Raw genomic sequence first — 20,456 nt, forward strand, 5'->3', positions numbered from 1 at the left:
TGAATATCAGGCCGAGGTGCGCGGCAGGGTGTCGTCCTTGCGCAGGGTGAACACCTCGTAGCCGGTGGCGGTCACCACCAGGGTGTGTTCCCACTGGGCGGAGAGCTTGCGGTCCTTGGTGATGGCGGTCCAGCCGTCGCCCAGTACCTTGGTGTCGGCCTTGCCCTGGTTGATCATCGGCTCGATGGTGAAGGTCATGCCTTCCTTGAGTTCCATGCCGGTGCCAGCGCGACCGTAGTGCAGGATCTGCGGCTCTTCGTGGAACACCTTGCCAATGCCGTGGCCGCAGAACTCGCGGACCACCGAGAAACCGTTCTTCTCGGCGTGCTTCTGGATCACTTCGCCGATGTCGCCCAGGCGGCAGCCCGGCTTGACCAGCTCGATGGCCTTGTACAGGCACTCCTGGGTGACTTGCGACAGGCGCTCGGCCCAGGGGGCGACGGTGCCGACGTGGAACATGCGGCTGGTGTCGCCGTGGTAGCCGTCCTTGATCACGGTGACATCGATGTTGATGGTGTCACCGTCCTTGAGCGGCTTCTCGTTGGGGATGCCGTGGCACACCACATGGTTGATCGAGGTGCAGATCGACTTGGGGAAGCCTTTGTAGTTGAGCGGCGCCGGGATAGCCTGCTGGACGTTGACGATGTAGTCATGGCACAGGCGGTCGAGCTCTTCGGTGGTGACACCGGGCTTGACGTGCGCTTCGATCATTTCCAGCACTTCGGCGGCCAGGCGGCCGGCAATGCGCATCTTTTCGATGTCTTCTGCAGTCTTGATGGTAACGGTCATGAACAGGCTCTCTACGGCACCGCGTACGGCGCAAACAAACGGGAAAGGCCGGATTCTAACAGAGCGCGGTGGCGATCTGTCGGGATAAACCGGTAGTTCCGGCGGTCTATTGAAGGCATTCTGGCCCCAAAGCGGGGCCGCTGCAAAAGCCGCTGACGGACGAAGCATCATGCGGGTTCCGTTCGTTCGTACTCTGTGGTATAAAATGCGCCGCTTTCGGGGGATGACCTCCGTAAGCTCAAACCCACACACGTGTCGACACGATGACCTGGGTGCCCCGAGTCCATGGATTCGCGGGTTGGTCATTGGGATGCGTGGAGGCCCAACCCGACTTATCAAGGAACTATCATGTCCCAAGTCAACATGCGCGATATGCTGAAGGCCGGTGTGCACTTCGGCCACCAGACCCGTTACTGGAACCCGAAAATGGGCAAGTACATTTTCGGCGCGCGCAACAAGATCCACATCATCAACCTGGAAAAAACCCTGCCGATGTTCAACGACGCTCTGTCGTTCGTCGAGCGCCTGGCCCAGGGCAAGAACAAGATCATGTTCGTCGGCACCAAGCGTTCCGCCGGCAAGATCGTCGCCGAGCAAGCTGCTCGTTGCGGTTCGCCATACGTTGACCACCGCTGGTTGGGCGGCATGCTGACCAACTACAAGACCATCCGTGCTTCGATCAAGCGTCTGCGCGACCTGGAAGTCCAGGCCGAAGATGGCACCTTCGCCAAGCTGACCAAGAAAGAAGCCCTGATGCGTTCGCGCGATCTGGAAAAACTGGACCGCAGCCTGGGTGGTATCAAGGACATGGGCGGTCTGCCTGACGCACTGTTCGTTATCGACGTTGATCACGAGCGCATCGCGATCACCGAAGCCAACAAGCTGGGCATCCCGGTTATCGGCGTTGTCGATACCAACAGCAGCCCAGAAGGCGTTGACTACGTCATTCCAGGTAACGACGACGCCATCCGCGCCATCGAGCTGTACATGACTTCGATGGCTGACGCCGTCATCCGCGGCCGCAACAACGTTGCTGGCGGCACCGAAGTCTACGTTGAAGAAGCGGCTGCACCTGCTGCTGAGTAATTGACGCTTAGCGTCTACTTGGCACGCAAAAAGGGGGCTAGGCCCCCTTTTTGCCACCTTGAAATCCTGCTGTCAGCAACGGCCCCGCATCATGGGCGCGCTGATGCATAAAAGCAGCGGATTTGCAGAATTTAACGCCCGTGAAGAGCGGGTGGAATGGTTGAAAAACTTTCCAAGAGGATTTTGAAATGGCAGCAATTACTGCAGCGCTGGTCAAAGAACTGCGCGAGCGTACCGGCGAAGGCATGATGGATTGCAAGAAGGCCCTGGAAAAGGCCGGCGGCGACATCGAAAAAGCCATCGACGACATGCGTGCTTCGGGCGCCATCAAGGCCGCCAAGAAAGCCGGCAACGTTGCCGCTGAAGGCGCTATCGCGGTCAAGACCGACGGTAAAGCCGCTGTTCTGCTGGAAGTGAACTCGCAGACCGACTTCCTGGCCCTGCAAGACGACTTCAAGAACTTCGTCGCTGAAAGCGTTGAAGAAGCCTTCGCTCAGAAGCTGACCGAAGCTGCTCCGCTGATCGCTTCCCGCGAAGCCGCTCGTGAAGCCCTGGTTGCCAAGTGCGGCGAGAACGTCAACATCCGTCGCCTGGTGCGCGTTGAGGGTGACGTTGTCGGTGCCTACCTGCACGGCAACAAGATCGGTGCTGTCGTTGTCCTGAAAGGCGGCGACGTCGAGCTGGCCAAGAACATCGCCATGCACGTTGCAGCGTCGAACCCAGAGTTCCTGGATGCGTCGGAAATTTCCGCCGAGGCCGTCGAGCGCGAGAAGAACGTCTTCCTGCAGCTGAACGCCGACAAGATCGCCGGCAAGCCGGAAAACATCGTTGAAAACATGGTCAACGGCCGTATTTCCAAGTTCAAAGCCGAAGCGTCGCTGAAAGAGCAGGCCTTCGTCATGAACCCGGAAGTCAAAGTCGGCGAGCTGGCCAAGAAAGCCGGTGCTGAAATCGTTTCCTTCACCTACTTCAAAGTAGGCGAAGGCATCGAGAAGCCAGTCGACAACTTCGCTGAAGAAGTTGCTGCTCAGCTGGCTGCTGCCAAGCAGTAAGACAGACTCGTCTGTCGCCCCAAAGAGGCTGCCCGCTCACGCGCGCAGCCTCTTTGTCAAAGCGGCAGCGGTTTACCCAACCGCTGCTCGCTGACGCAGAAGCTGCGTCACGCTAGAGTTACGCGCAGGCTGAAACAGCCCGCCAGAATTTTACAAACGCCGCAGGAGAGATTCGCAATGGCTCAGCAGGGCAGTGGTTATCAGGCTCGCTATAAACGCATTCTACTCAAACTGAGCGGCGAGGCCCTGATGGGCTCGGAAGAGTTCGGGATCGACCCCAAGGTCCTGGATCGCATGGCGCTGGAAGTCGGCCAGCTGGTCGGTATCGGTGTTCAGGTCGGTCTGGTGATCGGTGGTGGCAACCTGTTCCGTGGTGCGGCGCTCAGCGCAGCCGGCATGGACCGTGTCACCGGCGACCACATGGGCATGCTGGCAACTGTGATGAACGCCCTGGCCATGCGCGACGCGCTGGAGCGTGCGAACATCACCGCCATCGTCATGTCGGCCATCTCCATGGTCGGTGTGACCGATCACTATGATCGCCGCAAAGCCATGCGCCACCTGAACGCCAAAGAAGTGGTGATCTTCGCTGCCGGTACCGGCAACCCGTTCTTTACCACCGACTCTGCCGCTTGCCTGCGCGCCATCGAAATCGATGCCGACGTAGTATTGAAAGCAACCAAGGTCGATGGTGTATACACTGCAGATCCATTCAAAGACCCGCATGCCGAGAAGTTCGATCATCTGACCTACGATGAAGTGCTGGATCGCAAGCTGGGTGTGATGGACCTGACGGCAATCTGTCTGTGCCGCGACCACAAGATGCCGCTGCGCGTCTTCAACATGAATAAGCCTGGCGCCCTGCTGAACATCGTGCACGGCGGCGCTGAAGGAACCCTGATCGAGGAAGTTCAGAAATGATCAACGACATCAAGAAAGACGCCCAGGACCGCATGGGCAAGTCCATCGAGGCGCTGGGTCGCCACCTGGCTGCCATCCGCACCGGCCGTGCCCACCCGAGCATCCTGGACAGCGTCAAGGTCTCGGCCTGGGGTAGCGACATGCCGCTGAACCAGGTGGCCGCGATCACCGTCGAAGATGCCCGCACCCTGAAGATCGTCGCGCACGACAAGAACCTCAGCGCAGCCATCGAGAAGGCCATCCTGACCTCCGACCTGGGCCTGAACCCGTCCAGCGCCGGTACCACCATCCGTGTACCGATGCCGGCCCTGACCGAGGAAACCCGCAAGGGTTACACCAAGCAGGCCAGCGGCGTTGCCGAAGATGCCAAGGTTGCCGTGCGCAACGTGCGCCGCGATGCCCTTGCCGACTTGAAGAAGCTGACCAAGGACAAGGAAATCAGCGAAGACGAAGAGCGTCGCGCCGCTGACGAAATCCAGAAGCTGACCGACAAGTTCGTCGCCGAAGTCGACGCCGCGTACAAAGCCAAGGAAAAGGACCTGTTGGCCGTCTAAGGCCGAGGTTTTTTAATGGAAAAGACCAAGCTGGCGGCACCGTCTTCGGTGCCGCGTCACGTCGCGATCATCATGGATGGCAACAATCGCTGGGCGAAGAAGCGCCTGTTGCCCGGTGTTGCCGGGCACAAGGCGGGTGTCGATGCCGTGCGTGCGGTCATCGAAGTCTGCGCCGAGTCCGGGGTTGAAGTACTGACTCTGTTCGCCTTCTCCAGCGAGAACTGGCAGCGCCCGGCCGAAGAGGTCGGGGCGTTGATGGAGTTGTTCTTCTCTGCGTTGCGCCGCGAGGCCAAGCGGCTGAATGACAACAACATCAGCCTGCGCATTATTGGCGACCGTTCGCGCTTCCACCCTGAACTGCAAGCAGCGATGCGCGAGGCCGAGGCAGCCACTGCCGGCAGCAATCGGTTCATCCTGCAGATTGCCGCCAACTACGGTGGTCAGTGGGATATCGCCCAGGCGGCCCAGCGCCTGGCGCGGGAAGTCCAGGCCGGTCATCTGCGCCCGGACGACATCACTCCCGAGCTGCTGCAGACGTGCCTGGCCACTGGTGACCTGCCGCTGCCCGACCTGTGCATCCGCACCGGCGGCGAGCGTCGCATCAGCAACTTCCTGCTGTGGCAGCTGGCCTATGCCGAGCTGTACTTCTCCGACCTGTTCTGGCCGGACTTCAAACACGAGGCCATGCGTAACGCGCTGGCCGATTTCGCTTCGCGCCAGCGCCGCTTCGGTAAGACCAGCGAGCAGGTCGAAGCCGGAGCCCGTGCTTAATGCTTAAACAACGCATCATTACTGCGCTGATCCTGTTGCCGGTCGCGCTGGGTGGTTTCTTCCTGCTCAACGGTGGGGATTTCGCCTTGTTCATCGGCTTCGTGGTCACGCTGGGTGCCTGGGAGTGGGCGCGGTTGGCCGGGCTGGTGGCCCAGCCGCTGCGCATTGCCTATGCCGCGGTGGTCGCTGGCGCGCTGATGCTGCTCTATCTCATGCCCGACCTTGCGCCCTGGGTGCTGGGTGCCTCGGTGATCTGGTGGGCACTGGCCACCTGGCTGGTGCTGACCTACCCGCGCAGCAACGAGCTGTGGACCAGCGCCGCCTGTCGTTTGCTGATCGGCCTGCTGATCCTGTTGCCGGCCTGGCAGGGGTTGGTGCTGCTCAAGCACTGGCCGCAGGGCAACTGGCTGATCCTGGCGGTCATGGTGCTGGTCTGGGCCGCCGACATCGGCGCCTACTTCTCGGGGCGTGCCTTCGGCAAGCGCAAGCTGGCGCCGCAGGTCAGCCCGGGCAAGAGCTGGGAAGGTGTCTACGGTGGGCTGGCCGTCAGCCTGCTGATCAGCCTGGGTGTTGCCCTGTACCGCGACTGGAGTGTTGGCCAGTTGCTGCTGGGCTTGCTGGGCGCAGTGGTGGTGGTCATGTCTTCGGTGGTCGGTGACCTGACCGAGAGCATGTTCAAGCGCCGCGAAGGGATCAAGGACAGCAGCAACCTGCTGCCCGGCCACGGTGGCGTGCTCGACCGTATCGACAGCCTGACCGCGGCCATTCCGATGTTCGCCGTGCTGCTGTGGGCCGCCGAGTGGGGTGTACTGTGAGTGGCGTGCAGCGCATCACGGTACTGGGCGCTACCGGCTCCATCGGCCTGAGTACCCTGGATGTCATTGCCCGACACCCCGAGCGCTACCAGGTCTTCGCGCTGACCGGCTACTCCCGAGTCGACGAGTTGCTGGCGCTGTGCGAGCGCCATCGTCCGGCGTTCGCCGTGGTGCCGAGCGCCGAAGCGGCCATCCGTCTGCGTGCGGGCTTGGCTGCTGCAGGCTGCGCCACCGAGGTGCTCGAGGGTGAGGCAGGTTTGTGCCAGGTCGCGGCCGCGCCGGAAGTGGATGCAGTGATGGCGGCCATCGTTGGCGCCGCAGGCTTGCGTCCAACCCTGGCGGCGGTCGAGGCGGGCAAGAAGGTGCTGCTGGCCAACAAGGAAGCGCTGGTGATGTCCGGCGCGCTGTTCATGGACGCCGTGCGTCGCAGTGGCGCCGTGCTGCTGCCGATCGACAGCGAGCACAATGCGATCTTCCAGTGCATGCCAGGCGACTACGCCCGCGGCCTGAGTGCGGTGGGGGTGCGGCGCATTCTGCTCACTGCCTCGGGCGGCCCGTTCCGCGAAATGCCGGCGGCGGCGCTGGTCGATGTCACGCCTGAACAAGCCTGTGCCCATCCCAACTGGTCCATGGGGCGCAAGATATCGGTCGACTCGGCCAGCATGATGAACAAGGGCCTGGAGCTGATCGAGGCCTGCTGGCTGTTCGATACGGCGCCTGCGACCGTGGAAGTGGTGGTGCACCCGCAAAGCGTGATCCACTCGCTGGTCGACTATGTCGATGGCTCGGTGCTCGCCCAGCTGGGCAACCCGGACATGCGTACCCCGATCGCCAACGCCCTGGCCTGGCCGGAGCGTATCGATTCGGGGGTTGCGCCACTGGACCTGTTCGCCATCGCCCGTCTGGATTTCCAGGCCCCCGACGAACAGCGCTTCCCTTGCCTGCGCCTGGCGCGTCAGGCTGCCGAGGCGGGCAATAGTGCGCCAGCGGTACTCAATGCCGCCAACGAAGTGGCGGTGGACGCGTTCCTGGCGCGGCGTATCCGCTTCCCGGAGATCGCGAGTATGATCGAGCAGGTGCTCGAACAGGAGCCTGTGGTGCCAGTTGCCACCCTCGATGCGGTGTTCGCCGCCGACCAGCGTGCGCGGGAGCTGTCCCGTGAGTGGCTGAGGCGCCACGGCCGCTGAGCGGCAGCACCGAACGTCTTGCGGAGATAGCACATGACTGCGCTGTACATGATTGTTGGCACCCTGGTGGCATTGGGTGTGCTGGTCACTTTTCACGAGTTCGGTCACTTCTGGGTGGCGCGGCGCTGTGGCGTCAAGGTGCTGCGCTTCTCGGTAGGCTTCGGCACGCCGCTGTTGCGTTGGCATGATCGGCAGGGTACCGAGTTCGTGGTGGCAGCCATCCCCCTGGGTGGCTACGTCAAAATGCTCGATGAGCGCGAGGGCGAGGTCCCGCCGGCGCTGATCGAGCAGTCGTTCAACCGCAAGTCGGTACGCCAGCGCATCGCCATCGTTGCCGCCGGTCCCATCGCCAACTTCCTGCTCGCCATCCTGTTCTTCTGGGTCATCGCCATGCTCGGCACCCAGCAGGTGCGCCCGGTCATCGGTGCAGTCGAGTCGGGCAGCCTGGCGGCTGTCGCCGGCTTGAGCGCGGGTCAGGAAATTGTCTCGGTTGACGGTGAGCCGACCAATGGCTGGTCGGCGGTCAACCTGCAACTGGTACGTCGCCTCGGCGAGAGCGGCACCCTGCGCGTGGGCGTACTCGATGAGGGCGCAACGGCCCCGCAGCAGCGCGATATCCAGTTGAGCCATTGGCTCAAGGGCGTCGATGAGCCCGACCCGATCCAGTCGCTTGGCCTGCGCCCATGGCGCCCGGCAGTGACGCCGGTGCTGGCCGAGATCGATCCCAAGGGCCCTGCCGCAGCGGCGGGGCTCAAGACCGGCGACAAGCTGTTGGCCCTCGATGGTGTGGCGTTGGCTGACTGGCAGCAGGTGGTCGATGCCGTTCGCGCCCGCCCTGAACAAAAGGTCAATCTGCGCATCGAACGTGACGGCGCGCAGCTGGAGCTGCCGGTAACGCTGGCGCGCAAGGGTGAAGGCCAGGCAGCCGGTGGTTATCTGGGCGCCGGTGTGAAAGGCGCGCAATGGCCGCCGCAGATGCTCCGCGAAGTCAGCTACGGCCCGCTTGAGGCCGTGGGCGAGGGCCTTTCGCGGACCTGGAGCATGAGTGTCCTGACCCTTGAATCGTTGAAGAAAATGCTGTTCGGGGAGCTCTCGGTAAAAAACTTGAGCGGACCGATAACCATTGCTAAAGTGGCGGGCGCTTCAGCCCAGTCGGGCGTTGGGGATTTCCTGAATTTCCTGGCCTACCTGAGCATAAGCCTGGGGGTTCTGAATTTGCTGCCTATTCCAGTACTGGATGGGGGGCATTTGCTGTTCTACCTGATCGAGTGGGCGCGCGGTCGTCCGCTCTCGGATCGGGTGCAGGGTTGGGGGGTCCAGATCGGTATCAGTTTGGTCATAGGGGTGATGTTGCTCGCCCTGATCAACGATCTGGGTCGACTATAAAAGCTTCGCTCAATCGCGAAACCTGCTGCCTCTTTGCGGCGGGTTGTTTATTGCCAGTTGGAATAAAAGGACTTCATGAAACGTCTGCTGCTAACTGCGGTCCTCTCCGCACTGATGATCGCTGAAGTTCACGCCGAGTCCTTCACCATCTCCGATATTCGTGTCAACGGCCTGCAGCGGGTTTCCGCCGGCAGCGTGTTCGGCGCCCTGCCGCTGAACGTCGGCGATCAGGTCGATGACCGCCGTCTGGTCGACTCCACCCGCTCGCTGTTCAAGACCGGTTTCTTCCAGGACATCCAGCTGAATCGCGACGGCAATGTCCTGATCATCAACGTGGTCGAGCGCCCGTCGGTCGCCAGCATCGAGATCGAAGGCAACAAGGCCATCAGCACCGAAGACCTGATGAAGGGCCTCAAACAGTCGGGCCTGGCCGAAGGCGAGATCTTCCAGCGCGCGACGCTCGAAGGCGTGCGTAACGAACTGCAGCGCCAGTATGTGGCCCAGGGCCGCTATTCGGCCGAAGTCGACGCCGAAGTCGTGCCGCAGCCGCGCAACCGGGTTGGCCTGAAGATCAAGATCAACGAAGGCACCGTCGCTGCGATCCAGCACATCAACGTGGTCGGCAACACGGTGTTCGACGACGAAACCCTGGGCCAGCTGTTCGAGCTGAAAACCACCAACTGGCTGTCGTTCTTCAAGAACGACGACAAGTACGCCCGCGAGAAGCTGTCCGGTGACCTCGAGCGCCTGCGCTCCTATTACCTGGACCGCGGCTACATCAACATGGACATCGCGTCCACCCAGGTGTCCATCACCCCGGACAAGAAGCACGTCTACATCACCGTCAACATCAATGAAGGCGAGAAGTATACCGTCCGTGACGTGAAGCTCTCCGGCGACCTCAAGGTCCCCGAAGACCAGGTCAAGTCGCTGCTGCTGGTACAGCCGGGCCAGGTGTTCTCGCGCAAGGTGATGACCACCACTTCCGACCTCATTACCCGCCGCCTGGGTAACGAGGGCTACACCTTCGCCAACGTCAACGGCGTGCCACAGCCTAACGACCAGGATCACACCGTCGACATCATGTTCGTCGTCGATCCGGGCAAGCGTGCCTACGTCAACCGCATCAACTACCGCGGCAACACCAAGACCGAAGACGAAGTGCTGCGTCGTGAAATGCGCCAGATGGAAGGTGGCTGGGCTTCGACCTACCTGATCGATCAGTCCAAGACCCGCCTCGAGCGCCTGGGCTTCTTCAAGGAAGTCAACGTCGAGACCCCGGCGGTGCCAGGCACCGACGACCAGGTCGACGTCAACTACAGCGTCGAAGAGCAGGCCTCCGGTTCGATCACCGCCAGCGTCGGTTTCGCCCAGAGTGCCGGTTTGATCCTCGGTGGCTCGATCAGCCAGACCAACTTCCTGGGTACTGGTAACAAGGTGTCCATCGGCCTGACTCGTTCGGAATACCAGACCCGCTACAACTTCGGCTTCGTTGACCCCTACTTCACTGCCGACGGCGTGAGCCTGGGCTACAACGCCTTCTACCGCAGCACCAACTACGACGACCTCGATGTCGACGTGGCCAGCTATGCGGTCGACAGCCTCGGTGCCGGCGTCAGCCTCGGCTACCCGATCAGCGAGACTTCGCGCCTGACCTACGGCCTGACCGTGCAGCAGGACAAGCTCAAGACCGGCCGTTACACCGTCGACGAGATCTTCAAGTTCATTCAGGACGAGGGTGACAGCTTCCTTAACTTCAAGGCTTCGGTCGGCTGGTCCGAATCGACCCTGAACAAAGGTGTGCTGGCAACCCGTGGTCACTCGCAAAGCCTGACCCTGGAAACCACCGTGCCGGGCAGCGACCTGTCGTTCTACAAGCTCGACTACCGCGGCCAGCTGTTCAAGCCAATCAATAACGACTACACCCTGCGCCTGCACACCGAGCTGGGCTATGGTGATGGCTTCGGTAGCACTTCGGGCCTGCCGTTCTACGAGAACTACTACGCTGGTGGCTTCAACTCCGTGCGTGGTTTCAAGGACAGCAGCCTGGGGCCGCGCAGCACGCCAAGCCGCGGTGCAGCCGTTACGGGTAACCAGGGCACCATCGCCGACCCGGACCAGGATCCGCTGCCGTTCGGTGGCAACGTGCTGGTGCAGGGCGGTGTAGAACTGCTGTTCCCGCTGCCGTTCGTCAAGGACCAGCGTTCCCTGCGCACCTCCGTGTTCTGGGATGTGGGTAACGTGTTCGACACCAATTGCGGCTCGAAGCCGGATTGCACCAAGGTCGGTTTCTCCGACATGGCCAGCTCCGTTGGTCTGGGTGTGACCTGGATCACCGCGCTGGGCCCGTTGAGCTTCAGCCTGGCGATGCCGATCAAGAAGCCGGACGACGCCGACACCCAGGTGTTCCAATTCTCTCTGGGCCAGACCTTCTAAGGTCGGCCCTTGCATAACGACAACGGTTTATCCAGGAGTGCATCGTGCGTAAGTTGACCCAACTGGCCCTCGTGGCTGCGGCGCTGGTCGCCACCCCGGCTTTCGCCGAAATGAAGGTTGCCGTGCTGAACTATCAGATGGCCCTGCTCGAGTCCGATGCGGCCAAGAAGTACGCCGTTGACGCCGAGAAAAAATTCGGCCCGCAACTGACCAAGCTCAAGGGCCTGGAAAGCAGCGCCAAAGGCATCCAGGATCGCCTGATCAAGGGCGGCGATAAAATGGCCCAGCCTGAGCGCGAGCGCCTGGAGCTCGAATTCAAGCAGAAGGCCCGTGACTTCCAGTTCCAGTCCAAGGAGCTGAACGAAGCCAAGGCCGTGGCCGACCGCGACATGCTCAAGCAGCTCAAGCCCAAGCTGGACGGCGCTGTCGAAGAAGTGATCAAGAAGGGTGGCTTTGATCTGGTGCTCGAGCGTGGCGCGGTCATCGATGTCAAACCGCAGTACGACATCACCCGCCAGGTCATCGAGCGCATGAACCAAGCCCGTTGATATGACCGTGACCATGACGCTCGGCCAGCTGGCCGAGGCCCTCGGGGCTGAGCTCAAGGGCCCCGAGGCGCTGCAGATCAGTGGGCTGGCCACCTTGCAGGAGGCCGGGCCCGGGCAACTGAGCTTCCTCGCCAACAAGCAGTACCGCAAGTACCTGGACAATGCCCAGGCAGGTGCGGTGCTGCTCAAGGCCGAGGATGCCGCAGCCTTTGCCGGCAACGCACTGATCGTGCCCGACCCGTATCTTGCCTATGCGCGTATTTCGCACCTGTTCGACCCCAAGCCCAAGGCTGTGGCGGGAATTCATCCCAGCGCCGTGGTAGCCGAGGACGCACAGGTGGATGCCAGCGCCAGCATCGGTCCCTTCGCGGTGATCGAAGCCGGCGTGCGTATTGGCGCGAACGTCACGGTCGGCGCGCACTGCTTCATTGGTGCCCGTTGCGTCATTGGTGAGGGTGGCTGGCTTGCGCCGCGGGTCACGCTGTATCACGACGTGACCATCGGCAAGCGTGTGGTCATCCAGTCTGGCGCCGTGATCGGTGGCGAGGGCTTCGGTTTCGCCAACGAGAAGGGCGTGTGGCAGAAGATCGCCCAGATCGGTGGCGTGACGCTGGGCGATGACGTGGAGATTGGCGTGAACACCGCCGTCGACCGCGGTGCGCTGTCGGATACCCTGATCGGCAATGGCGTCAAGCTCGACAACCAGATCCAGATCGCCCACAACGTGCAGGTCGGTGACCACACGGCGATGGCGGCCTGCGTCGGTATTTCCGGCAGCACCAAGATCGGCAAGCATTGCATGATTGCGGGCGGTGTCGGCATGGTCGGGCATATCGAGGTGTGCGACAACGTATTCGTTTCCGGCATGACCATGGTTACCCGTTCGATCACCGAGCCAGGCGGCTATTCTTCTGGCACGGCCATGCAACCACTGGCCGAATGGCGCAAGAGTGCCGCGCGGATTCGCCAGCTGGACGAGACGGCCAAGCGCCTGCAGCAGTTGGAAAAACGTGTCGATTCAGTGACCTCAGGTGGCCAGCCGACATCAGAAGGCTAATACGGCTTTCTGAGCAAGCGTGCACAATCGCTAGCTGGCTCCTCTTTGGATCTGCAAAAGGAGCGTGTGGTCAGCACCTGCGCTCCCTATTCTTATTACAGGCTTCCCCCCGAAATGATGGACATCAACGAGATTCGCGAATACCTGCCTCACCGTTACCCGTTCCTGCTGGTGGACCGGGTCACGGATCTGGATTTCGAGGCCCAGAGCATTCGTGCCTACAAGAATGTCAGCATCAACGAGCCGTTCTTCAACGGGCATTTCCCGCAGCACCCGATCATGCCGGGCGTGCTGATCATCGAGGCGATGGCCCAGGCGGCCGGGATTCTCGGTTTCAAGATGCTCGATGCCAAACCGGCTGATGGCACCCTGTACTACTTCGTCGGCTCCGACAAGCTGCGTTTCCGCCAGCCTGTGCTGCCGGGCGACCAGTTGGTGCTGGAAGCCAAATTCATCAGCCGCAAGCGCATGATCTGGAAGTTCGAATGCCGTGCGCTGGTTGATGGCAAGGCCGTCTGCTCGGCAGAAATCACTTGCGCGGAACAGTCCCTATGAATTCGATTGACCCTCGGGCGATCATCGACCCCTCGGCCAAGTTGGCCGAAGGCGTCGAGGTCGGCCCTTGGTCGATCGTAGGCCCTGATGTGGAAATCGGCGAGGGTACCGTTATCGGGCCCCATGTGGTGCTCAAGGGCCCGACCCGCATTGGCAAACACAACCGTATCTACCAGTTCAGCTCCATCGGTGAAGACACCCCGGACCTGAAGTACAAGGGTGAACTCACCCGCCTGGTGATCGGCGATCACAATGTGATTCGCGAGGGTGTCACCATCCATCGCGGTACCGTGCAGGACCGTTCGGAAACCACCCTGGGCGACCACAACCTGATCATGGCCTACGCGCACATCGGCCACGACAGCGTGATTGGCAACCACTGCATCCTGGTCAACAACACTGCGTTGGCTGGCCATGTGCATGTGGGTGACTGGGCGATCCTCTCCGGCTACACGCTGGTGCACCAGTATTGCCACATCGGTGCCCACGCCTTCTCCGGCATGGGGACGGCGATCGGCAAGGACGTCCCGGCGTTCGTCACGGTATTCGGCAGCCCGGCCGAAGCACGCAGCATGAACTTCGAAGGTTTGCGCCGTCGCGGTTTCAGCGACGAAGTGCTGCATGCCCTGCGCCGTGCCTACAAGGTGGTCTATCGCCAGGGGCTGACCGTCGAAGAAGCGTTGAAGGAACTTGAGGAATTGGCCAGCCAGTTCCCTGAAGTCGATGTGTTCCGCAAATCGATCGTCGATTCCGCGCGCGGCATCACCCGCTGATATGGCCCAACTCTGTGTTGCGTTGGTCGCGGGTGAGGCCAGCGGCGATATCCTTGGCTCCGGCCTGATGCGCGCCATCAAGGCCCGCCACCCCGATGTGCGCTTCATCGGCGTGGGCGGGCCCTTGATGGAAGCTGAGGGCATGACGTCCTACTTCCCCATGGAACGCCTGGCGGTGATGGGCCTGGTCGAAGTGCTGGGGCGCCTGCGTGAGCTGCTCAAGCGGCGCAAGCTGCTGATCCAGACGCTGATCGACGAAAAGCCCGACGTTTTCATCGGTATCGACGCGCCGGACTTCACCCTCAACATCGAACTCAAGCTGCGTCAGGCCGGGATCAAGACCGTGCACTACGTCAGCCCATCCGTATGGGCGTGGCGGCAGAAGCGCGTGTTGAAGATTCGCGAAGGCTGCGACCTGATGCTGACCCTGCTGCCGTTCGAGGCGCGCTTCTATGAAGAGCAGGGCGTGCCGGTGCGGTTCGTCGGCCACCCGTTGGCTGACACCATACCGTTAGAGGCTGATCGCAGCGGAGCCCGCAGCGAACTCGGGCTGGCCGCCGGGCCAGTGGTGGCGTTGATGCCAGGTAGCCGTGGCGGCGAAGTAGGGCGCCTGGGCGCACTGTTCCTGGACGCTGCCCAGCGTCTGGTCGAGCTGGTGCCGGGCGTACGCTTTGTGCTGCCCTGCGCGAATGCCGCGCGGCGTGCGCAAGTCGAGCAGATGCTCGCAGGGCGCGAGCTGCCCTTGACCCTACTGGACGGCCAGTCGCACACAGCCCTGGCGGCGTGCGATGCGGTACTGATCGCGTCCGGTACCGCCACGCTGGAGGCGATGCTGTACAAGCGGCCGATGGTGGTCGCCTATCGCCTGGCGCCGCTGACGTACTGGATCCTCAAACGCATGGTCAAGAGCCCCTACGTGTCGCTGCCCAACCTGCTGGCCCAGCGCCTGCTGGTGCCGGAGCTGCTGCAGGACGCCGCCACCAGCGAAGCCCTGGCCCAGACCCTGGCACCGCTGGTCAAGGACGGCTCGCAGCAGACCGAAAGCTTCGATCAGATCCACCGTACCCTGCGCCGTGACGCCTCCAATCAGGCGGCTGACGCGGTGCTTGCCCTGTTGAAGGATCGCTGACATGCAGATGGGACTGGATTTCAACCTGGTCGAGGACCTGGTCGCCGGTGTCGACGAAGTCGGCCGCGGCCCGCTGTGCGGCGCGGTCGTGACTGCAGCGGTGATCCTCGATCCTCGGCGCCCGATCCTTGGCCTGAACGACTCGAAGAAACTCACCGAAGCCAAGCGCGAGGCGTTGTTCGACGAGATCTGCGAGAAAGCCCTGAGCTTCTGCATCGCCCGCGCCGAGGTCGAGGAAATCGACCGCCTGAACATTCTGCAAGCCACCATGCTGGCCATGCAGCGCGCGGTCGAAGGGTTGCACGTCACGCCCAAACTGGCGCTGATCGACGGCAACCGCTGCCCGAAACTGGCGGTGCCGGCGGCGCCAGTGGTCAAGGGGGATTCCCAGGTGCCGGCCATTGCCGCCGCGTCGATCCTGGCCAAGGTCACCCGTGACCGTGAGATGAGCGCGTTCGAGCTGATCTACCCGGGCTACGGGATCGGCGGGCACAAGGGCTACCCGACGCCGGTGCACCTGGAGGCGCTGGCACGGCTTGGGCCTACGCCGATTCACCGGCGCTCGTTCGCGCCGGTGCGGGCGGCTTGGGAGGCCCGTGAGGGGCTGTCCACTTCCTTGATCTGATCCATTGGGGCCGCTTCGCGCCCTTTTCGCCGGCAAGCCGGCTCCCACAGGCCGGTGCAGACTTCAAGAGCTGCACTGTAACTGTGGGAGCCGGCTTGCCGGCGAAAGGGCTGCGAAGCGGCCCCATACATTCCGCCCGTTTACGCTACAATCCCGCCCTTGTCGTTCAGCACTGCTACAGGACTTTCCATGTCGGTTTCCTTCATTCACCTTCGCGTGCATTCCGAATTCTCCCTGGTCGACGGCCTGGTGCGGATCAAGCCGCTGGCCAAGGCCTTGGCCGGGATGAACATGCCGGCGGTGGCGATCACCGACCAGAGCAACATGTGCTCGCTGGTGAAGTTCTACAAGACCGCCATGGGCGCCGGTATCAAGCCGATCTGCGGCGCAGACCTGTGGCTGGCGGGCAGCGATCCAGAAGCACCGCTGTCGCGGATCTGTTTCCTGGCCATGAACCCTCAGGGCTACCGCAACCTCACCGAGCTGATCTCCAGAGGTTGGACCGACGGCCAGCGCAATGGCCTGGTGATCATCCAGCGTGAATGGATCGCCCCGGCCAGCGAGGGCCTGATCGCCCTGTCCGCAGGCAAGGAAGGCGATATCGGCGCGGCGCTGATGGCGGGCCGCGAGAATGAGGCCGAGGCCTTGCTCGGCGACTGGATGGGCATGTTCCCGGAGCGCTTCTACGTCGAGGTGCAGCGCACCAACCGTGCCGGTGACGAAGAATACGTGCACGCCGCCGTGGCCCTGGCCGACAAGCTCGGCGCGCCGCTGGTGGCGACCAACGACGTGCGTTTCATCAAGCAGTCGGACTTTGACGCCCACGAAACCCGAGTTTGCATCGGCGAAGGCTGGACCCTCGACGACCCCCGTCGGCCACGCGGCTACAGCGACCAGCAGTACCTCAAGTCCGCCGAAGAGATGGCCGAGCTGTTCAGCGACCTGCCTGACGCTATCGCCAACACCGTGGAAATCGCCAAGCGCTGCAACATCACCGTGCAGCTGGGCAAGTACTTCCTTCCCGATTTCCCCACGCCCAACGGCATGGGCATCGACGACTACCTGCGCCATGTCTCCCACGAAGGCTTGGAAGAGCGCCTGGCGGTGCTCTGGCCGAAAGAGACCACGCCCAACTACGAAGAGAAGCGCCAGGTCTACCTGGACCGCCTGAAGTTCGAACTGGACATCATCATCCAGATGGGCTTCCCCGGTTACTTCCTGATCGTTATGGACTTCATCAAATGGGCCAAGAACAACGATGTGCCGGTTGGCCCGGGCCGGGGTTCGGGTGCCGGCTCGCTGGTGGCCTATGTTCTGAAGATCACCGACCTCGACCCGCTGGCCTACGACCTGCTGTTCGAACGTTTCCTCAACCCTGAACGTATTTCCATGCCCGACTTCGACGTCGACTTCTGCATGGATGGCCGCGACCGAGTGATCGACTACGTGGCCGAGGCCTATGGCCGCAATGCGGTCAGCCAGATCATCACCTTCGGCACCATGGCCGCCAAGGCGGTGGTGCGCGACGTGGCGCGGGTGCAGGGCAAGTCGTACGGCCTGGCCGACCGGCTGTCGAAGATGATCCCGTTCGAAGTGGGCATGACCCTGGAGAAGGCCTACGAGCAGGAAGAAATCCTGCGTGACTTCCTCAAGAGCGACGAGGATGGCCGCGAGATCTGGGACATGGCCCTCAAGCTCGAGGGTGTCACCCGCGGTACCGGCAAGCACGCCGGTGGTGTGGTAATCGCGCCCACCAAGCTCACCGACTTCTCGCCGATCGCCTGTGACGAAGAGGGCGGCGGCCTGGTGACCCAGTTCGACAAGGACGACGTCGAGGCCGCGGGCCTGGTGAAGTTCGACTTCCTCGGCCTGCGCACGCTGACCATCATCAAATGGGCGATGGAGATCATCAATCGCGAGCAGAAAAAGAACAATCTGCCCGACGTGAACATCGACTTCATCCCGCTGGATGACCGCAAGACCTACGAGCTGCTGCAGAAGGCCGAGACCACTGCAGTGTTCCAGCTTGAATCCCGCGGCATGAAAGAGCTGATCAAGAAGCTCAAGCCCGACTGCCTGGAAGATTTGATCGCACTGGTGGCGTTGTTCCGTCCCGGCCCGCTGCAGTCGGGCATGGTGGACGACTTCATCAACCGCAAGCACGGCCGCGCCGAGCTGGCCTACCCGCACGCCGACTACCAGTACGAAGGCCTCAAGCCGGTACTGGCGCCCACCTACGGCATCATCCTGTACCAGGAACAGGTGATGCAGATCGCCCAGGTGATGGCCGGCTACACCCTCGGCGGCGCCGACATGCTGCGCCGGGCGATGGGTAAGAAAAAGCCCGAGGAGATGGCCAAGCAGCGCGGCGGTTTCATCGAGGGTTGCGTCGGCAACAACATCGATGCGGATCTGGCGGGTAACATCTTCGACCTGGTAGAGAAATTCGCCGGTTACGGCTTCAACAAGTCCCACTCCGCGGCCTATGGCCTGGTTTCCTACCAGACCGCCTGGCTGAAGACCCACTACCCGGCGCCGTTCATGGCTGCGGTACTGTCGGCGGACATGCACAACACCGACAAGGTGGTGGTGCTGGTCGAGGAAGTGCGCAGCATGAAGCTGCGGCTCGATGCGCCGGACGTGAACTTCTCCGACTTCAAGTTCGCCGTCAACGACGATGGCCGCATCGTCTATGGCCTGGGTGCGATCAAGGGCGTGGGTGAGGGGCCGGTGGAGGCGATTGTCGAGGCGCGGGCGCAAGGCGGCCCGTTCAAGGACCTGTTCGACTTCTGCGAACGCATCGACCTCAAGCGGGTCAACAAGCGTACCCTCGACGCGCTGATCCGCAGCGGTGCGCTGGACCGCCTGGGCCCGCACTTCCATGACGAGATCAAGGCCTACCAGGCCAACATCGACATCAACCGCGCAACCTTGCTGTCGGCGCTGGGCGAGGCCGTCAAGGCTGCCGAGCAGGCGGCGCACACCGCCGACAGTGGTCACGTCGACCTGTTTGGCAGCATGTTCGACGAGGCGGATGTCGACGTCTACGCCAACCACCGCAAGGTGCGCGAGCTGACGCTCAAGGAGCGCCTCAAGGGCGAAAAGGACACCCTCGGGCTGTATCTCACTGGCCACCCGATCGACGAATACGAGACCGAGATCCGCCGCTTCGCCCGCCAGCGCATCATCGACCTCAAGCCGGCGCGTGACACCCAGACCATTGCCGGGATGATCATTGCCCTGCGGGTGATGAAGAACAAGAAGGGCGACAAGATGGGCTTCGTGACCCTGGACGACCGCTCCGGGCGTATCGAAGCCTCGTTGTTCGCCGACGCCTTCATGGCCGCGCAAGCGTTGCTGCAGACCGACGCCATGGTGGTGGTGGAAGGGGAGGTCAGCAACGATGACTTCTCCGGCGGCCTGCGCCTGCGGGTCAAGACGGTGATGACCATGGAGGATGCACGCACCAAGCTGGCCGAGAGCCTGCGCCTGAAAGTCGCCCATGAGGCGCTCAAGGGCGATCGGCTGAAGTGGCTGGGCGAGCTGATCACCCGTCATCGCGGGGGCTGCCCGATCACCCTGGAGTACACCGGCAGCGACGCCAAGGCCATGCTGCAGTTCGGCGACCAGTGGTGCATCGACCCGGCCGACGGCTTGATTCAGGCACTGCGTGACCAGTTCGGGCGTGAGAACGTCTTCCTGCAATATCGTTGAATCGACAAAAAATTTAATCTCGACCTGAATGCGCCTGATCCCTTAAGGTAGGGCGCCAAACGGATCAACCGGCCGGCCGCCTGGCCGTAGACCCAAGACGGATGACTATGAACCCGAATTTTCTCGATTTCGAACAGCCGATTGCCGACCTGCAAGCCAAGATCGAAGGCCTGCGCCTGGTAGGCAACGACAACTCGCTGAACATCAGCGATGAAATTGCCCGTCTGCAAGACAAGAGCAACACACTGACCGAGAGCATCTTCGGCAACCTGACCAGCTGGCAGATCGCTCGCCTGGCCCGTCACCCGCGCCGTCCGTATACCCTCGACTACATCGACCACATCTTCACCGAATTCGAAGAGCTGCACGGCGACCGTCATTTCGCCGACGATGCCGCCATCGTCGGTGGTACCGCGCGCCTCAACGACAAGCCGGTGATGGTCATCGGTCATCAGAAAGGCCGCGAAGTGCGCGAGAAGGTTCGCCGCAACTTCGGCATGCCGCGCCCGGAGGGCTACCGCAAGGCCTGCCGTCTGATGGAGATGGCCGAGCGCTTCAAGATGCCGATCCTGACCTTCATCGACACCCCGGGCGCCTACCCGGGCATCGACGCCGAAGAGCGCAACCAGAGCGAAGCCATCGCCTGGAACCTGCGGGTGATGGCGCGCCTGAAGACCCCGATCATCGCCACCGTGATCGGTGAAGGTGGTTCCGGCGGTGCACTGGCCATTGGCGTGTGCGACCAGCTGAACATGCTGCAGTACTCGACCTACTCGGTGATCTCGCCGGAAGGTTGCGCCTCGATCCTGTGGAAGACCGCCGACCGTGCCGCCGACGCTGCCGAGGCCATGGGCGTGACCGCCGATCGCCTGAAGAGCCTGAACATCGTCGACAAGGTCATCCAGGAGCCGCTGGGCGGCGCCCACCGTGATCCGGCCAAGGTCTCTGCAAGCATCCGTGCCGACCTGATCGAACAGCTGGACATGCTCGGCAAGCTCGACAACGATGCGCTGCTCAAGCGCCGTTACGATCGCCTGATGAGCTACGGTCTCTAATAC

The 20,456-nt window shown here is 62.3% G+C and carries 18 protein-coding genes; 17 read left to right on the forward strand and 1 reads right to left on the reverse strand.

The features are described 5' to 3' along the window. Positions 1-6: 6 nt before the first annotated feature. Positions 7-789 (reverse strand): type I methionyl aminopeptidase, encoded by a 783-nt coding sequence (map, locus tag ACQ4N9_RS13080; protein WP_110992424.1) that lies wholly within the window; start codon positions 787-789, stop codon positions 7-9. Positions 790-1,137: 348 nt separating this feature from the next. On the opposite strand from map, the gene rpsB reads away from it, so the two are divergent. The 17 genes from rpsB (at position 1,138) to ACQ4N9_RS13165 (ending at position 20,453) form a co-directional block, all read left to right on the forward strand. Continuing rightward, entirely contained in the window at positions 1,138-1,875 is a 738-nt protein-coding gene (rpsB, locus tag ACQ4N9_RS13085) for a 30S ribosomal protein S2 (protein WP_110992423.1), read from the forward strand. Between the two features lie 188 nt (positions 1,876-2,063). Further along, positions 2,064-2,927 (forward strand): translation elongation factor Ts, encoded by an 864-nt coding sequence (gene tsf, locus ACQ4N9_RS13090; RefSeq protein WP_125465216.1) that lies wholly within the window; start codon positions 2,064-2,066, stop codon positions 2,925-2,927. Positions 2,928-3,104: 177 nt separating this feature from the next. Next, complete coding sequence (gene pyrH / locus ACQ4N9_RS13095; protein ID WP_016392310.1) at positions 3,105-3,848, forward strand: UMP kinase; 744 nt, start codon at positions 3,105-3,107, stop codon at positions 3,846-3,848. Then, positions 3,845-4,402 carry a ribosome recycling factor gene (gene frr, locus ACQ4N9_RS13100; RefSeq protein ID WP_232880398.1) on the forward strand — a complete coding sequence of 186 codons (558 nt, stop codon included), beginning with the start codon at positions 3,845-3,847 and terminating at the stop codon, positions 4,400-4,402. The genes pyrH and frr overlap by 4 nt, the downstream gene beginning before the upstream one ends. A gap of 15 nt (positions 4,403-4,417) precedes the next feature. After that, positions 4,418-5,173 (forward strand): polyprenyl diphosphate synthase, encoded by a 756-nt coding sequence (gene uppS, locus ACQ4N9_RS13105; protein WP_153787566.1) that lies wholly within the window; start codon positions 4,418-4,420, stop codon positions 5,171-5,173. Next, positions 5,173-5,988 carry a phosphatidate cytidylyltransferase gene (locus ACQ4N9_RS13110; protein ID WP_125465213.1) on the forward strand — a complete coding sequence of 272 codons (816 nt, stop codon included), beginning with the start codon at positions 5,173-5,175 and terminating at the stop codon, positions 5,986-5,988. The genes uppS and ACQ4N9_RS13110 overlap by 1 nt, the downstream gene beginning before the upstream one ends. Next, positions 5,985-7,175 carry a 1-deoxy-D-xylulose-5-phosphate reductoisomerase gene (ispC, locus tag ACQ4N9_RS13115; protein ID WP_390968061.1) on the forward strand — a complete coding sequence of 397 codons (1,191 nt, stop codon included), beginning with the start codon at positions 5,985-5,987 and terminating at the stop codon, positions 7,173-7,175. Before ACQ4N9_RS13110 ends, ispC begins: the two co-directional genes overlap by 4 nt. A gap of 33 nt (positions 7,176-7,208) precedes the next feature. After that, positions 7,209-8,561, forward strand: a complete 1,353-nt coding sequence (gene rseP / locus ACQ4N9_RS13120; protein ID WP_125465211.1) for a sigma E protease regulator RseP — start codon at positions 7,209-7,211, stop codon at positions 8,559-8,561. A gap of 75 nt (positions 8,562-8,636) precedes the next feature. Next, on the forward strand, positions 8,637-10,997 hold the full coding sequence (gene bamA, locus ACQ4N9_RS13125) for an outer membrane protein assembly factor BamA (RefSeq protein WP_390968060.1): 2,361 nt from the start codon (positions 8,637-8,639) through the stop codon (positions 10,995-10,997). Between the two features lie 44 nt (positions 10,998-11,041). Further along, complete coding sequence (locus ACQ4N9_RS13130; RefSeq protein WP_110992415.1) at positions 11,042-11,545, forward strand: OmpH family outer membrane protein; 504 nt, start codon at positions 11,042-11,044, stop codon at positions 11,543-11,545. A gap of 1 nt (position 11,546) precedes the next feature. Then, entirely contained in the window at positions 11,547-12,602 is a 1,056-nt protein-coding gene (gene lpxD, locus ACQ4N9_RS13135) for a UDP-3-O-(3-hydroxymyristoyl)glucosamine N-acyltransferase (protein ID WP_390968059.1), read from the forward strand. Positions 12,603-12,716: 114 nt separating this feature from the next. After that, positions 12,717-13,157, forward strand: coding sequence for a 3-hydroxyacyl-ACP dehydratase FabZ (gene fabZ / locus ACQ4N9_RS13140; RefSeq protein ID WP_110992413.1), 441 nt, complete (start codon positions 12,717-12,719; stop codon positions 13,155-13,157). Further along, positions 13,154-13,930, forward strand: a complete 777-nt coding sequence (gene lpxA, locus ACQ4N9_RS13145) for an acyl-ACP--UDP-N-acetylglucosamine O-acyltransferase (protein WP_390968058.1) — start codon at positions 13,154-13,156, stop codon at positions 13,928-13,930. Before fabZ ends, lpxA begins: the two co-directional genes overlap by 4 nt. Before the next feature lies 1 nt (position 13,931). Further along, the gene (gene lpxB, locus ACQ4N9_RS13150) at positions 13,932-15,059 is read left to right on the forward strand and encodes a lipid-A-disaccharide synthase (protein ID WP_390968057.1); all 1,128 of its coding nucleotides are present in this window, start codon (positions 13,932-13,934) and stop codon (positions 15,057-15,059) included. A gap of 1 nt (position 15,060) precedes the next feature. After that, entirely contained in the window at positions 15,061-15,684 is a 624-nt protein-coding gene (gene rnhB, locus ACQ4N9_RS13155) for a ribonuclease HII (protein ID WP_390968056.1), read from the forward strand. A gap of 189 nt (positions 15,685-15,873) precedes the next feature. Further along, the gene (gene dnaE, locus ACQ4N9_RS13160) at positions 15,874-19,398 is read left to right on the forward strand and encodes a DNA polymerase III subunit alpha (protein ID WP_390968055.1); all 3,525 of its coding nucleotides are present in this window, start codon (positions 15,874-15,876) and stop codon (positions 19,396-19,398) included. A 107-nt stretch (positions 19,399-19,505) separates the two neighbouring features. Beyond that, positions 19,506-20,453, forward strand: coding sequence for an acetyl-CoA carboxylase carboxyltransferase subunit alpha (locus tag ACQ4N9_RS13165; RefSeq protein WP_110992408.1), 948 nt, complete (start codon positions 19,506-19,508; stop codon positions 20,451-20,453). The last annotated feature ends 3 nt before the right edge of the window (positions 20,454-20,456 follow it).

Source organism: Pseudomonas sp. ES1, assembly GCF_050586605.1.
Lineage (GTDB): Bacteria > Pseudomonadota > Gammaproteobacteria > Pseudomonadales > Pseudomonadaceae > Aquipseudomonas > Aquipseudomonas sichuanensis.

Bases quoted from the DNA above. Each gene is read 5' to 3' on its own strand.
- map (WP_110992424.1), bottom strand. From the start codon at position 789: ATGACCGTTACCATCAAGACTGCAGAAGACATCGAAAAGATGCGCATT.
- rpsB (WP_110992423.1), top strand. From the start codon at position 1,138: ATGTCCCAAGTCAACATGCGCGATATGCTGAAGGCCGGTGTGCACTTC.
- tsf (WP_125465216.1), top strand. From the start codon at position 2,064: ATGGCAGCAATTACTGCAGCGCTGGTCAAAGAACTGCGCGAGCGTACC.
- pyrH (WP_016392310.1), top strand. From the start codon at position 3,105: ATGGCTCAGCAGGGCAGTGGTTATCAGGCTCGCTATAAACGCATTCTA.
- frr (WP_232880398.1), top strand. From the start codon at position 3,845: ATGATCAACGACATCAAGAAAGACGCCCAGGACCGCATGGGCAAGTCC.
- uppS (WP_153787566.1), top strand. From the start codon at position 4,418: ATGGAAAAGACCAAGCTGGCGGCACCGTCTTCGGTGCCGCGTCACGTC.
- ACQ4N9_RS13110 (WP_125465213.1), top strand. From the start codon at position 5,173: ATGCTTAAACAACGCATCATTACTGCGCTGATCCTGTTGCCGGTCGCG.
- rseP (WP_125465211.1), top strand. From the start codon at position 7,209: ATGACTGCGCTGTACATGATTGTTGGCACCCTGGTGGCATTGGGTGTG.
- bamA (WP_390968060.1), top strand. From the start codon at position 8,637: ATGAAACGTCTGCTGCTAACTGCGGTCCTCTCCGCACTGATGATCGCT.
- lpxD (WP_390968059.1), top strand. From the start codon at position 11,547: ATGACCGTGACCATGACGCTCGGCCAGCTGGCCGAGGCCCTCGGGGCT.
- fabZ (WP_110992413.1), top strand. From the start codon at position 12,717: ATGATGGACATCAACGAGATTCGCGAATACCTGCCTCACCGTTACCCG.
- lpxA (WP_390968058.1), top strand. From the start codon at position 13,154: ATGAATTCGATTGACCCTCGGGCGATCATCGACCCCTCGGCCAAGTTG.
- lpxB (WP_390968057.1), top strand. From the start codon at position 13,932: ATGGCCCAACTCTGTGTTGCGTTGGTCGCGGGTGAGGCCAGCGGCGAT.
- rnhB (WP_390968056.1), top strand. From the start codon at position 15,061: ATGCAGATGGGACTGGATTTCAACCTGGTCGAGGACCTGGTCGCCGGT.
- dnaE (WP_390968055.1), top strand. From the start codon at position 15,874: ATGTCGGTTTCCTTCATTCACCTTCGCGTGCATTCCGAATTCTCCCTG.
- ACQ4N9_RS13165 (WP_110992408.1), top strand. From the start codon at position 19,506: ATGAACCCGAATTTTCTCGATTTCGAACAGCCGATTGCCGACCTGCAA.